Genomic DNA, 12915 nt, shown 5'->3' on the forward strand with positions numbered 1-12915 from the left:
CCTTTTTTATTGTGTCAAAATTTTGGCCACCAACAGCAGCAACAACACCGCGAAGGCCTTTTTCAGCGTGGCCACCGGCAAGGTGCTGGCCAAGTTGGCGCCAATTTTGGTGGTCATAAATGATGTGATCGTGAGCAAAATCACCGCCGGCAGATAAACATAGCCGATGGAGTACTCTGGCATCATCGGCTGATGCCAGCCGCTGACCATAAAACTGAGCATCGCCGACATGCTTAAAAAGATCCCGCAGGTTGACGAGGTGCCGATGGCACGCTTCATCTCAAGCCCGCGCGCATTTAAAAACGGCACAATAAAGCTGCCGCCAGCAATGCCCGCAAAGCTGGAAAGCACGCCAATCACGCTGCCGCCAACCAGGCACGATGTTGGTGTGAGTGGTTTGTTGTCCGGCACACGTTTGATCGACAAGATCATTTTGATCGCTAAATAAAGCACCATCAGCGCAAACAGTTTGCTCGAGATGGCTTTCGGCAGATAGGCGACAAATTGGCCGGCGATAAAAATGGACACCACCAGCGCTGGCGTCATGTATTTGGCGGCGGTAATGTCGACATTGCCCAAGCGGTAATGGCGCAAGGCCGAGGCGAATGAGGTCATCATCACCGAGGCAAAGGTGGTGCCAAGCGCCACGTTCATCAATTGTGCATCAGGCACACCAATTTGCGGCATGATATAAAGCATAACAGGCACAATGATCATGCCGCCACCAATGCCGAACAAGCCCGAGAAAAAGCCCGCCACGGCGCCGGTGAGCAGGCAGGCGATGATTACCGTTATCATTCATTCCCCCTTGGGTTGCGTTGAGTTGTGCCATCAGCCGCGCTGGTGCCTTTGCCCTCGTTGCGCCAGCGGCGTGGGCGCTTTTTGTGATTTTTCGTTTTGCGAACCGCACTTTGCACAGGCACGCTGTTTTGGTTTAACGCATAGGCGATCATCACGGGGGCAAACTCTTTCATCACCTTGCGATACACATCACGCTTGAACGCGATCACCTGCCGCACAGGGTACCAATAGCTAACCCAGCGCCAGCCGTCAAACTCGGGGTGCTTAGTGGCGCTGAGATTAATCGCGCTTTCCGCACAGGTTAAGCGCAGCAAAAACCAGCGCTGCTTTTGCCCGATGCACACAGGGTTGGTATCAGGGCGAATCAGCCGCTTGGGCAGCTTGTAGCGCAGCCAGCCTTTGGATACAGCTAAAATTTGCACATCATTGGGGGAGAGCCCCACCTCTTCGAAAAGCTCGCGAAACATCGCTTGTTCGGGCGTTTCGCCCTCGTTGATGCCACCTTGCGGGAATTGCCACGAGTTTTGCCCAAAGCGTTTGGCCCACAACGCCTGCCCTTGAGCATTACAGATAATAATGCCTACGTTCGGTCGATATCCGTCGAAATCGATCACGGTTGTCCCTTTTTTCAATTCGTTTATAGCGCGATTGTTTCATATTCTGCTTGTGCTGACAACCAATTCGACGCCTGTGACAAAACGAAAGTGCGGTTTTGCGCGCCTGTCCACAATTTTTGTGGATAACTGTGTGCGCAATCGGTTTAACAACTGTGAACCTTTGCCAACGCCTTAGGTCTAAGCTCAATAGCGGTGGGCTTTTCTCACCCGTTGGCAGTTGTGCTTTTCGTGCGGGTAAATTTTAACCAGCGATGAAAACGCGCACAATTTTAGGCGCGTTTTGACACAAAAATGAAGCAAGTTGATCCTCGCACGCCTGCGCGCAAGAGCCGAGCGGGATTATCCCCTTTTTTTGTGGATAAGTGTGTGCGTGAGTGGTTTATCACTTGTTCACAGCGCCAATGTGTGCCGACCGCACTTTAACTTTTGATTTAAAATCAAAGGGTTAAAATTTTTGTCAAGGGCAAAAGGCAAAGTGCGGTTGGGGTGATGAATAATCGTGCATTTTACCTTCGCGAGCTTGGTTGGTATAATGTCAATAAATGTAACACAGCGTAATAATTTTTATGGTAACAAAAACGCCTGAAAGCCAAGCCGCGTTGCTTGCACGCGCACAAGGCCTTGCGGGGCTGAGCTTAAGTGAGATTGCGGCCATACACCACATCGCTGTGCCCGCGGACTTGCGCCGGCACAAGGGCTGGGTGGGTATGTTGTTGGAAACCGCACTGGGCGCCAGCGCAGGCTCAAAGGCTGAGCCCGATTTTGCCGCCCTTGGGATTGAGCTGAAAACCATCCCGGTGGATAGTCAAAACCGGCCGCTGGAGACCACCTTTGTGAGCCTTGCGCCGCTGACCGACAACACAGGCGTGCTGTGGCAAACCAGCCATGTGCGCCAAAAGCTGCAAAAGGTGTTGTGGATCCCCGTTGAGGGTGAGCGCCACATCCCGCTTGGTGAGCGCCGTGTGGGCATGCCGATTTTGTGGCAGCCGAGTGCCGAGCAAGAGCAGCAATTGGCGCGGGATTGGGAAGAATTGATGGAGATGATTGTGTTGGGTGATTATGGCAAAATTAATGCCCGAATCGGAGAAGTGCTCCAGCTGCGCCCTAAGGGCGCGAACAGCCGTGAGCGCACGCGTGGATTTGATGTAAAAGGAAATTCAATTCAAACCCTGCCGCTGGGCTTTTATTTACGTAAAATTTTCACTCAAAAAATCTTACAGGATTTTCTCAACCGTTAAAGTGTAGTAAGATTACTGCTTAGTGTGCGACGCTAATGCATTAACAAATAAGGAAATTAGCAATGGCAAAGAAAATTTTACTGGTCGATGATGATATCGAATTGACAGAACTTCTCGCCGAAGTGCTGCAACTTGAAGGCTTCGAAGTAGAAACCGTGTACAACGGTTTGCAAGCGCTTGACGCGCTCAACGCCACCCATGATTTGATTTTGTTGGATATTATGATGCCAGAGCTCAACGGCATTGAAACACTCAAACGTATCCGCCAAACTTACAGCACGCCGATCATTATGCTCACCGCTCGTGGTGACGACATTGACCGTGTGCTCGGCCTTGAGTTGGGCTCTGATGACTACATTGCTAAGCCATTTAATGACCGCGAGCTGGTGGCGCGCATTAAGGCGATTTTGCGTCGCACCGCAAATGCTAATGATGATGCCAGTGAAAAATCCCATATCGATATCGACGAGCACACCCAAGTGGAATTTGCAGGCGTCACACTCTACCCTGGCCGCCAACAAGCGATGTTTGGCAACCAAGATTTGGATTTGACCGGCACTGAATTTGCCTTGCTCTACACTTTAATCAAACATCAGGGCAAAATTTTGTCCCGCGAGTTGCTCAGCCTTGAGATTTTAGGCAAGCGCCTTGCGCCGTTTGACCGCTCGATTGATATGCACGTGTCGAACCTGCGCAAAAAATTGCCTGAACGCTCCGATGAGCTGCCATGGGTGAAAACCCTGCGCGGACGAGGCTACCTGCTGGTGACCGAAAGCTAATTTCACACACAAGAGGCTGTTATGGGGTGGCGATTTTATCCAACGATAAACTCTATCAATGTTAAAATCTTCGCCCTGTTTTGGCTGATTTGGTTCTCTTTCTTTGCGTTGATGGGCATCGCGTTTTTTATCCCGACTATGGATGCCCGCAACCTCAACGCGCTGTCTGAAGAAGACATTCACTTTTTTCAAACCAAGGTGATTCGCGTTTCCACCGACAACACCTTGCATGATTTGCAATATTTTGACTCCAACACGCCAGAATCCAGCTCGGCGAAAGACAAAGAAGACAAAAAGCAAGCCTACCGCGTGGCGTTGGTCAACCCGAATAATTACGATGATGTGCTCGGCGCGCCTAATCCTGAGCAAGCCGCCGCGCTATTTCAGTTTGTGCGTGAATCAGCCGACCCATTAGTGCCGAAAAAACGCCGCTTTTCTAATCTTGATGTGGTTGGGCCTTTTGTCTCGTCTTATCCGTTCACCGATGCTGAGCCGTATCTGCTCTATTTTATTGAAACCGTCAACCCGCAGCGGGAGTTTGTTAACTTTATCTTTGACCACCCGCTGGTGATGCTCTCATTGCTGATGGTCACCTCAACACCGCTGTTGATTTTGCTGATTTTCAGCCTCACCCGCCCGATCAAGCGCTTGCGCAATGCTGCCAATGATATCAGTAACGGGCATTTGCAAGTGATGCCAGAGCTGGAAAAATCCGGTCCGCAAGAGCTGCGCGAGGTGGGCAAAAGCTTTAATCAGATGATAAGCTCGGTCGATAACGTGATTCACTCACAACAACGGCTATTGTCCGATATTTCCCACGAGTTACGCACGCCACTGACCCGCTTGCAGCTGGCGACCTCATTGCTGCGCCGTCGCAACGGCGAAACCACCGAGGTGACACGGATTGAGACCGAAATTGAACGGATGGATAAAATGATCGCGCAATTGCTGCAGATGTCGCGCCATTATTTCAAAATTGAAATCAACCGCACCACCTTCCCGATTATCGACATTTGGGAAAACGTGGTGGAAGACGCCTATTTTGAGAGCCAAGAGCGCAACATTATTTTTGTCTTCTCGCAATTTGTCCAGCGCCCTGAAAAACTCTTTATGCTCGGCAACAGTGAAGTGCTCGCCCGCGCGCTGGAAAACGTGATCCGCAATGCGTTCAAATACGCCAGCGGCGAGGTGCATTTGACCACCACCCAACTGCATGGCTCGAAGCTCGAAATCTTAGTCGATGACAACGGCAAAGGCGTGCCAGACACTGAATATGAGCGCATCTTTAAGCCGTTTTATCGCACTGATGAGGCGCGCGCCCGCACCACTGGTGGCACAGGGCTGGGCTTGTCGATTGTGGCCAATGCCATTGAGCAGCATGGCGGCAGCGTCAAAGCCAGCAAAAGCCCGCTTGGGGGCTTGCGCATTCGTATTATTCTGCCAATCAAAAGCTAAATTTAACGCATAAAAAAACCGCACTTTAACAGTGCGGTTCTCATTATATTACGCCTTAGAGCACGTCGCGGCAGTTGAGGTCGTCAAACGATTGTTCCAAACGTTTAGACATTGACTCTTCCATTTTGCGCAACCATACGCGTGGGTCGTAGTATTTTTTGTTTGGTGCATCTTCACCTGTTGGGTTGCCCAATTGGCCTTGCAAATACGCTTCATTAGCTTTGTAGTATTCCAAGATGCCGTGCCAAGAGGCCCATTGCGTGTCGGTGTCGATGTTCATTTTCACCACGCCGTAGCCCACTGCTTCTTGAATTTCTTCGTGAGTTGAGCCAGAACCACCGTGGAACACGTAAGACACTGGTTTTTCATCGCTTAAGCCGTGTTTTTCACGGATGTAATCTTGGCCCGCTTTCAAAATTTTCGGGGTCAGTTTCACGTTACCCGGTTTGTACACACCGTGTACGTTACCAAAGGCCGCTGCCACAGTGAAACGCGGGCTGATTTTTGACAACTCAGTGTAAACGTAGTCAATTTCTTCTGGTTTGGAGTAAAGATCCATTGGGTCGCGGTCTGAGTTATCCACGCCGTCTTCTTCACCACCGGTGATACCGAGTTCAATTTCCAAGGTCATGCCGATTTTTGACATACGTTCGAGGTATTTTTTGCAGATTTCCATGTTTTCTTCCAGCGGCTCTTCGGAAAGATCGATCATATGGGAAGAAAAGAGCGGTTTGCCCGTTTCGGCAAAGTGTTTTTCACCCGCGTCAAGCATGCCGTCAATCCATGGCAGCAATTTTTTAGCACAGTGGTCAGTGTGCAAAATCACTGGCACACCATAGTGTTCCGCCATTTGGTGAACGTGTTTGGCACCTGCAATCGCACCAAGCACGTCGGCACGTTGGCCTTCAGGCAATTTGATGCCTTTACCGGCATAAAACGCAGCACCACCATTGGAGAATTGCACAATCACAGGTGCTTTCACGCGAGCAGCAGTTTCCAACACGGCATTGATGGAGTCAGAGCCCACGCAGTTCACGGCTGGCAAGGCAAAGTTGTTTTCTTTGGCTACTTTGAATACTTTTTGTACATCATCACCTGTCAACACACCAGGTTTTACGAAATCGAAAATTTTAGACATAGTCATTTCCTTCTATAAAGGGAGGCGAGCACGCTCGCCTGAGATTATTAAGCTTGTTCTTTTGCGCGTTCTTCTAGCATAGCAACGGCTGGCAACACTTTGCCTTCAACAAATTCTAAGAAGGCGCCACCACCGGTTGAGATATAAGAGATTTTATCGCTGATGCCAAAGAGGTCGATAGCCGCTAAGGTGTCACCGCCGCCGGCGATTGAAAATGCGTCGCTGTCCGCAATCGCGCGGGCAACAATTTCAGTCCCTTTGCGGAAGTTCGGGAATTCAAACACGCCAACAGGGCCGTTCCACAAAATAGTTTTCGCACCACGGATGATTTCAGCCAATTTTTCAGCGGATTCATCACCCAAGTCCATGATTTCTTCATCATCTTGCACATCGGTGGCTGGTTTCACGGTTGCCGGTGCAGTTTCAGAGAATTCTTTACCCACACGCACATCGGTTGGCATCGGGATGTCGGACTCACCGAGCAAGCGTTTGGCTTCAGGGATTAAATCTGGCTCATGCAAAGATTTGCCCACATTCAAGCCTTGTGCTGCGACAAAGGTGTTTGAAATGCCACCGCCGACGATCAATTGGTCAGCAATTTTGGCCAATGAATCCAACACGGTCAATTTGGTTGACACTTTTGAGCCACCGACGATAGCCACCATTGGGCGCGCTGGGTTTTTCAGCGCTTTGCCCAGGGCGTCTAATTCATTGGCTAACAAAGGGCCTGCGCACGCAATTGGTGCAAATTTGCCCACACCGTGGGTGGAGGCTTGCGCGCGGTGTGCGGTGCCGAAGGCGTCCATTACAAACACATCGCACAGTGCAGCGTATTGTTTGGCCAGTTCATCGGCGTCTTTTTTCTCACCTTTGTTAAAGCGCACGTTTTCCAACACAACCACTTCGTTAGGTTTCACATCCACGCCGTTGAGGTAATCTTTTTCTAAACGCACTGGCACGTCGAGGGCGTTGTTGAGGTAATCCACCACAGGTTGCAAAGAGAACTCGGCGTTGTATTCGCCTTCCGTTGGGCGCCCGAAGTGGGAGGTCACCATCACGCTGGCGCCTTGTTCTAACGCGCGTTTGATGGTTGGGATTGATGCTTTAATGCGCGCATCGGATGTCACTTTTCCATCTTTGACAGGCACGTTTAAATCTGAACGAATCAACACACGTTTGCCGCTCAGGTCTAAATCGGTCATTTTAATTACTGACATAATAAGTCCTCTTTTGGTTAAAAATAAAAATCAATACTGCTAAATTATAACAACTTCATCTTTCATCTCAATGTAAAATGCATGCCACAAGCAATTATTTTAAGCATTTAAATAAATCTTTGATTAACGTCAAAACCGCACGGCTATTTTGTTGGGCAGTCCATCGGCTGCCAGCTGAGATCGTAGCAAATCTTCAACTCATTGCGTGTCGCTTGCATATATTTGCCCGCCAACTGCCCATTGTGTTGACGCATAAAACGGAACAAATCGCCTTTGCGTAAATTCTCTTGCGGTAGCGTTAAGCTATCAAACAAGCGCTTGGATTGGGCAAAGTAGGCTTGTGGCGTGTCAAACGCGCAGGCGCCGTGTTTTTCCCACTCGCCTTGCAGCAGCTGCAAGCCAGGTGAGATGGCAAGGTAGGGTTTAAGCAAAGTGCGGTCAACGGCGGGCAAATCCCCTTGGCAAAAGCGCGGATGATCGACAATATCGCGCGCTTTGGCGCTTTGTGGCCACAGCCCGTGCACCACCCAGCCAAAATGCTGTTTGCTGTTGCATTGAAACTGCACCGCGCGCGGCAGATTTTTGCCATATTGCTCGCGCTGCTCAGCGCAAAAGCCTGGCGACCACGAGAGCACCAGCATGTAATAATCCACCTTCGCCCGCGCATTTTGGCCAAGTTTGTCTTGCGCGAGCGAAACGTCATAATCACGGTTGGCATCCTCCCCGATCGCACTTTGGTGTTGGCTTTGCGAAGGGCTGCCAGCGGGCTCGGCAGGCGGGGTGCTTTGTTGGCGAGAATAGAAAAGTGCGGTCACCACCACAGAGATGATAATCACAATGATACGCACAGCTTGGCGTAATTGAGCGGGGGTTAACTTCATCGTGTTCCCTTAAATTGGTTTTTCATCGGCTTTTAGATTATAATCTACGCCCTTTTTATCACCAACAAGAAATTATTGACTTTGCCATGGCATTATTAATCACAGAAAAATGCACCAATTGCGATATGTGCGAGCCGGAGTGCCCTAACGAGGCCATCAGCTTTGGCGCAGAGATCTATGTGATCAACCCTGCCTTGTGCACCGAGTGTGTCGGCCATTACGACACGCCCACCTGCCAAAAAGTCTGCCCGATCAACAACTGCATCATCACCGACCCACAACACGTGGAATCGCAAGAAACGCTGTGGGAGCGCTTTGCCCTGCTCCACCACAGCGACGAGCTGTAATTAACGGAAATACCAGCGCGACAACACCACACCTGTGCTCACCGCGGCATTCACGCCATTGGCCAAGGGGCTGTCGAATGACAACACCACACGCGCGTCAACATTCGGCAAAAGTGCGGTTGGGTTTTCACTGACCAACAAGGCGATTTTATCCCCAAAATGAACTTTGTTCAGCGCGGTGGCTTGCTTGTCGCCGCTGATGGCGATCACTTGGTAGCCTGCGCGCTGCAATCTGGCCATGCTGGCCTCAAGGGAGAGGCTATCAACTAGGCTGACGTACTCGAGCGCGCCCTCAGCCACTCGCGCGGCGGCGGGGCTGGCTAGGGTTTGTGCTTGCTCGCCAATCACGGCACCGGCGCCATAAAACGCCGCCGTGCGCAAAATCGCGCCGAGGGTGTGGGCGTTTTGCACGTCGTCAAGCAGCACCACGCAATCTTGCAATTTGCTTTGCGCAAGGTATTGCTCAAGGCTGACAGGTTGTGTTTTTTTCACCAACAGGCAAATGCCGCCGTGGTGCTCACTGCCGCTGACCAGCGCGAGTTCATCGCTTCCAACCACATGATAGGCCTTTTTTTGGCTGGCGAGAAAGCTCAGCTGCTCGCCGAGTTTGTGGCTCATGTCCACCGTCGCCCACAGCCGCACAATGCTCTCTGGGCGTTGTTTAAAGCGCGCAAGGCAGGCTTCAAGGCCGTAGATTTTCATCTCTTCATCACGGTTTTTGCGGATTTTTTCAGGCGCACGTGGCGACAGAGGGCCCGTTTTTTTGCTGCCGATGTCACCTTTAATCGTCACCTTCACCTCACCTTTGGCGTGGCGGCCGGCTTTTTTCGCCGCCAGTTCACTTTGCCCCCAAGCAAAGCCCTCACGCGCCGGTTTTGCGCTTTCGCCACGGCGAGGTTTGTCGTCTTTTTTGCGTTCAAACCGCGGGGATTTTTTATCGCTAAAACGCGTTTTGCTTTTCGGTTGTTGGAATGTTGGTTTGCCTTTAAATTGCTCGCTCATTGCTGCCTTGCCTTGCTGGGGTAAAGTGTCAGTATAACAAATTTTTAGCGCAAAGTGCGGTTTTTGATTTTTCTGTTAAATTGCGCCATTTCAGAGTAAACTAGTCGTTTATGAATTTGGCTTTATTCAGATATTATGCAAAATACTAACTATTATCATGCACTTGAACAGCTTAATCGTTTAGCGTTTTTGCCACAAAAAGCCAGTGATGTGGCCTTTATCAACTCCCCTGCGGCGTTCAAAAGCGCGCTGTTGGCTTTGATTGCATCGGCGCGCCATCGCATTGTGATGACCGCACTTTATTGGCAAAACGACGACGCCGGCCAAGAGATTCTTGACGCGCTCTATCGCGCCAAAAAAGCTCACCCTGAGCTGGAGGTGAGCGTGCTGGTCGACACCCACCGCGCACAACGCGGGCGTTTGGGTGAAGAAGAAAGCCAAACCAACGCCCAGTGGTATGCCGAGCAGCGCCTCGCCCACAATTTGCCCGCCGAGCAAGAAATTCGTTTTTATGGCGTGCCAATCAACACCCGCGAGCTTTTTGGCGTGCTGCATTTGAAAGGTTTTGTCTTTGACGACACCGTGCTTTTCAGCGGTGCGAGCATCAATGATGTTTATCTCCACCAGCACGAGCGCTATCGCTACGACCGTTATCAACAAATCACCAACGCACCTTTGGCGGATGCAATGGTGGAGTTTGTCCAGCGTGTTGTGCTCAACGACAGCGTGGTCAAGCGCCTGGATTATGGTGAAAAGCTCGACCGCACTTTGCGCCCACAAGTGCGCCAATACCGCAAAACACTGGCCAGCGAAGGGCAATATAGCGTGCCTAACGGCCAGCCGTTGAGCGAAACACAGCTGCAAATCGCGCCGATTTTCGGCCTAGGTGGGCACAATTTGCTCAACGCCACCATTGAAAATCTCTTCGCGCTGGTGCAGCAAAAGCTCACCATTTGCACACCGTATTTCAACTTCCCGCGCCATTTGCAACACCAAATCAAGCAATTGTTGACCGACGGCAAGCAGGTGGAAATCATCGTGGGCGACAAAACCGCCAGCGATTTTTACACCCCGCCCGATGCGCCGTTTCACATGGCCTCGGCGTTGCCGTATTTGTATGAAACTAACTTGCGCAATTTCTGCAAAAAATTCCGCTACGCCATTGACGACAAGCGCCTGACCGTGCGTATTTGGCAAGATGGGGAAAATTCTTATCACCTCAAAGGCGTGTGGGTTGATGATGAGTTTATCCTGCTCACGGGCAACAATCTCAACCCCCGCGCTTGGCGGTTGGATGCTGAAAACGGCTTGCTGATTCATGACCCTGAGCACGAGCTGCTTGAGCAGGCGCGACAAGAATTAGACGCCATTCGCGCCCACACGGCCATTTTGCACAACTATCAATTTTTAGACAAATTGCAAGACTACCCGGCGCAAGTCAAAAAGCTGCTCAAGCGTTTCAAACGCATTAATGCAGACAAAATCGTGAAAATGATCCTATAAAAAACGGCGCTGAGTGCGCCGTTTTGTTTTATATGCAAAGTGCGGTTATAGCCCGAGCTTTTTCTCCAAATAGTGGATATTGCTGCCGCCGCGATTGAAGGATTCATCGTCCATGATCATCTCATGCAATGGGATGTTGGTTTTCAACCCTTCAATGATCACCTCAGATAACGCATTGCGCATCCGCGTGATGGCCTCTTCGCGAGTTTCACCGTAGCTGATGAGTTTGGCGATCATCGAATCATAGTGCGGTGGCACGGTGTAGCCGTCATAGATGTGGGAATCCCAACGGATACCAAAGCCGCCTGGGGTGTGCAAGCGGGTGACTTTGCCAGGCGATGGCAAAAAGTTGCGCGGGTCTTCAGCGTTAATCCGGCACTCAATCGCATGACCGCGCACTTTAATGTCTTCTTGCTTGAACGACAACGGCATGCCGGAGGCGATGCGCAGCTGCTCTTTCACCAAATCCACGCCGGTGATCATCTCCGTGACGGGGTGCTCCACTTGGATACGGGTGTTCATTTCAATAAAGTAGAACTCACCGTTTTCATACAAAAATTCAAAGGTGCCCGCACCGCGGTAGCCAATCTCCACACATGCATTGGCGCAGCGTTGGCCAATGTCTTTGCGCAGTTGCGCGTCGATGCCTGGTGCTGGCGCTTCTTCCACCACTTTTTGGTGACGACGCTGCATTGAGCAATCCCGCTCAGCGAGATACACCGCATGGCCATGGGTGTCAGCCAACACTTGAATTTCCACGTGGCGTGGGTTTTCAAGGTATTTTTCCATGTACACCACGTCGTTGTTAAACGCCGCTTTCGCCTCGGATTTGGTCATCGCAATGGCTTGTTCAAGCTCATCGGCACCGCGCACCACGCGCATGCCGCGGCCACCGCCACCGCCAGAGGCTTTGATGATAACCGGATAGCCAATTTTCTCCGCCATCGCGAGGTTTTTCTTAATATCACTGCCTAATGGGCCATCGGAGCCTGGCACGCACGGCACGCCGGCCGCTTTCATCGCGTTAATGGCGGAGACTTTATCGCCCATCAAGCGGATAACATCGGCGGTCGGGCCGATAAAAATAAAGCCTGAGCGTTCAACTTGTTCGGCAAAATCGGCATTTTCTGACAAAAAGCCGTAGCCTGGGTGGATGGCATCGGCGCCAGTGACTTCGGCGGCGGCAATCAAGGCAGGAATGTTGAGATAGCTTTTGCTAGACGGCGCAGGCCCAATGCAAATGCTCTCATCGGCGAGCAACACGTGTTTTAAATCTCTATCCGCTGTGGAGTGCACTGCCACTGTTTTGATGCCAAGCTCTTTACAAGCTCGCAAAATGCGCAATGCAATTTCACCGCGGTTAGCGATCACAACTTTTTTTAACATACACTCAATCCAAGATAGTCAAACCGCACTTTGGGTGCAAAGTGCGGTCAAAATTATTCAATAATGATCAATGGTTGGTCAAACTCAACCGCATCACCGTCGTCTACGATGATGGCTTTCACCACGCCCGCTTTGTCGGATTCAATGCGGTTCATCATTTTCATTGCCTCAACAATGCACAATGGGTCGCCGACTTTCACTTGGCTGCCCACTTCAACAAACGGGGAGGCTTCAGGGCTTGGTGAGCGGTAGAAGGTGCCCACCATTGGGCTACGCACTTCATGGCCGGTTGGCATGGCTGGGGCGGCAGGCGCGGCGCTGGCATTTTCAGCGGGGGCTGATGGTGCGGCAGCTGGCATTGGTGCGGCTGGCGGGAGGGTATATTGCACCGCTTGTGGTGCGCTACTGCCGCGGCTGATGCGTACAGACTCTTCCCCTTCGGAAATCTCAATTTCCATAATGCCCGACTCTTCGACTAACTCGATTAACTTTTTAATTTTACGAATATCCATTACGTTCGCTCACTTTTCGTTTATCAATTTCAAGCCAAA

At 51.0% G+C, this 12915-nt stretch carries 13 protein-coding genes; 5 read left to right on the forward strand and 8 right to left on the reverse strand.

Annotated elements, in window-relative coordinates:
- Positions 1 to 6 precede the first annotated feature (6 nt).
- Positions 7 to 798, reverse strand: a complete 792-nt coding sequence (locus HPC37_RS01855) for a sulfite exporter TauE/SafE family protein (protein ID WP_208121544.1) — start codon at positions 796 to 798, stop codon at positions 7 to 9.
- Positions 795 to 1415, reverse strand: coding sequence for an RNA pyrophosphohydrolase (gene rppH, locus HPC37_RS01860; RefSeq protein ID WP_208121545.1), 621 nt, complete (start codon positions 1413 to 1415; stop codon positions 795 to 797). The genes HPC37_RS01855 and rppH overlap by 4 nt, the downstream gene beginning before the upstream one ends.
- 569 nt (positions 1416 to 1984) lie before the next feature.
- On the opposite strand from rppH, the gene mutH reads away from it, so the two are divergent.
- The 3 genes from mutH to cpxA all read left to right on the forward strand — a co-directional run bounded on the left by mutH (position 1985) and on the right by cpxA (position 4890).
- Positions 1985 to 2656, forward strand: a complete 672-nt coding sequence (mutH, locus tag HPC37_RS01865; protein ID WP_208121546.1) for a DNA mismatch repair endonuclease MutH — start codon at positions 1985 to 1987, stop codon at positions 2654 to 2656.
- 62 nt (positions 2657 to 2718) lie between these two features.
- A complete protein-coding gene (locus tag HPC37_RS01870; RefSeq protein ID WP_208121547.1) occupies positions 2719 to 3435 on the forward strand; it encodes a response regulator in 717 nt (238 codons plus the stop codon).
- A gap of 21 nt (positions 3436 to 3456) precedes the next feature.
- Positions 3457 to 4890, forward strand: coding sequence for an envelope stress sensor histidine kinase CpxA (gene cpxA / locus HPC37_RS01875; RefSeq protein ID WP_208121548.1), 1434 nt, complete (start codon positions 3457 to 3459; stop codon positions 4888 to 4890).
- A gap of 55 nt (positions 4891 to 4945) precedes the next feature.
- On the opposite strand, the gene fbaA is transcribed toward cpxA, so the two are convergent.
- The 3 genes from fbaA to HPC37_RS01890 form a co-directional block, all read right to left on the reverse strand.
- Complete coding sequence (gene fbaA / locus HPC37_RS01880) at positions 4946 to 6028, reverse strand: class II fructose-bisphosphate aldolase (protein ID WP_208121549.1); 1083 nt, start codon at positions 6026 to 6028, stop codon at positions 4946 to 4948.
- Positions 6029 to 6075: 47 nt separating this feature from the next.
- Positions 6076 to 7245, reverse strand: coding sequence for a phosphoglycerate kinase (pgk, locus tag HPC37_RS01885; protein ID WP_208121550.1), 1170 nt, complete (start codon positions 7243 to 7245; stop codon positions 6076 to 6078).
- A gap of 143 nt (positions 7246 to 7388) precedes the next feature.
- On the reverse strand, positions 7389 to 8126 hold the full coding sequence (locus tag HPC37_RS01890) for a ribonuclease T2 family protein (protein WP_208121551.1): 738 nt from the start codon (positions 8124 to 8126) through the stop codon (positions 7389 to 7391).
- 86 nt (positions 8127 to 8212) lie between these two features.
- Here HPC37_RS01890 and HPC37_RS01895 point away from each other — a divergent pair, with 86 nt between their 5' ends.
- Positions 8213 to 8473 (forward strand): YfhL family 4Fe-4S dicluster ferredoxin, encoded by a 261-nt coding sequence (locus HPC37_RS01895; RefSeq protein WP_208121552.1) that lies wholly within the window; start codon positions 8213 to 8215, stop codon positions 8471 to 8473.
- Here the strand turns inward: HPC37_RS01895 and HPC37_RS01900 are convergent, their stop codons facing one another.
- A complete protein-coding gene (locus tag HPC37_RS01900; protein WP_208121553.1) occupies positions 8474 to 9475 on the reverse strand; it encodes a TrmH family RNA methyltransferase in 1002 nt (333 codons plus the stop codon).
- A 135-nt stretch (positions 9476 to 9610) separates the two neighbouring features.
- On the opposite strand from HPC37_RS01900, the gene pssA reads away from it, so the two are divergent.
- Positions 9611 to 10978 carry a CDP-diacylglycerol--serine O-phosphatidyltransferase gene (gene pssA / locus HPC37_RS01905; protein ID WP_208121554.1) on the forward strand — a complete coding sequence of 456 codons (1368 nt, stop codon included), beginning with the start codon at positions 9611 to 9613 and terminating at the stop codon, positions 10976 to 10978.
- 45 nt (positions 10979 to 11023) lie between these two features.
- Here the strand turns inward: pssA and accC are convergent, their stop codons facing one another.
- Positions 11024 to 12364 (reverse strand): acetyl-CoA carboxylase biotin carboxylase subunit, encoded by a 1341-nt coding sequence (gene accC, locus HPC37_RS01910; RefSeq protein ID WP_208121555.1) that lies wholly within the window; start codon positions 12362 to 12364, stop codon positions 11024 to 11026.
- A gap of 53 nt (positions 12365 to 12417) precedes the next feature.
- Positions 12418 to 12876, reverse strand: a complete 459-nt coding sequence (gene accB, locus HPC37_RS01915) for an acetyl-CoA carboxylase biotin carboxyl carrier protein (protein ID WP_208121556.1) — start codon at positions 12874 to 12876, stop codon at positions 12418 to 12420.
- Positions 12877 to 12915: the final 39 nt, after the last annotated feature.

The sequence above is a fragment of the Spirabiliibacterium mucosae genome (assembly GCF_014884965.1).
Taxonomy (GTDB): Bacteria; Pseudomonadota; Gammaproteobacteria; order Enterobacterales; family Pasteurellaceae; genus Spirabiliibacterium; species Spirabiliibacterium mucosae.

Bases quoted from the DNA above. Each gene is read 5' to 3' on its own strand.
- HPC37_RS01855 (WP_208121544.1), bottom strand. From the start codon at position 798: ATGATAACGGTAATCATCGCCTGCCTGCTCACCGGCGCCGTGGCGGGC.
- accB (WP_208121556.1), bottom strand. From the start codon at position 12,876: ATGGATATTCGTAAAATTAAAAAGTTAATCGAGTTAGTCGAAGAGTCG.
- HPC37_RS01890 (WP_208121551.1), bottom strand. From the start codon at position 8,126: ATGAAGTTAACCCCCGCTCAATTACGCCAAGCTGTGCGTATCATTGTG.
- mutH (WP_208121546.1), top strand. From the start codon at position 1,985: ATGGTAACAAAAACGCCTGAAAGCCAAGCCGCGTTGCTTGCACGCGCA.
- pgk (WP_208121550.1), bottom strand. From the start codon at position 7,245: ATGTCAGTAATTAAAATGACCGATTTAGACCTGAGCGGCAAACGTGTG.
- fbaA (WP_208121549.1), bottom strand. From the start codon at position 6,028: ATGTCTAAAATTTTCGATTTCGTAAAACCTGGTGTGTTGACAGGTGAT.
- cpxA (WP_208121548.1), top strand. From the start codon at position 3,457: ATGGGGTGGCGATTTTATCCAACGATAAACTCTATCAATGTTAAAATC.
- accC (WP_208121555.1), bottom strand. From the start codon at position 12,364: ATGTTAAAAAAAGTTGTGATCGCTAACCGCGGTGAAATTGCATTGCGC.
- HPC37_RS01895 (WP_208121552.1), top strand. From the start codon at position 8,213: ATGGCATTATTAATCACAGAAAAATGCACCAATTGCGATATGTGCGAG.
- pssA (WP_208121554.1), top strand. From the start codon at position 9,611: ATGCAAAATACTAACTATTATCATGCACTTGAACAGCTTAATCGTTTA.
- HPC37_RS01900 (WP_208121553.1), bottom strand. From the start codon at position 9,475: ATGAGCGAGCAATTTAAAGGCAAACCAACATTCCAACAACCGAAAAGC.
- HPC37_RS01870 (WP_208121547.1), top strand. From the start codon at position 2,719: ATGGCAAAGAAAATTTTACTGGTCGATGATGATATCGAATTGACAGAA.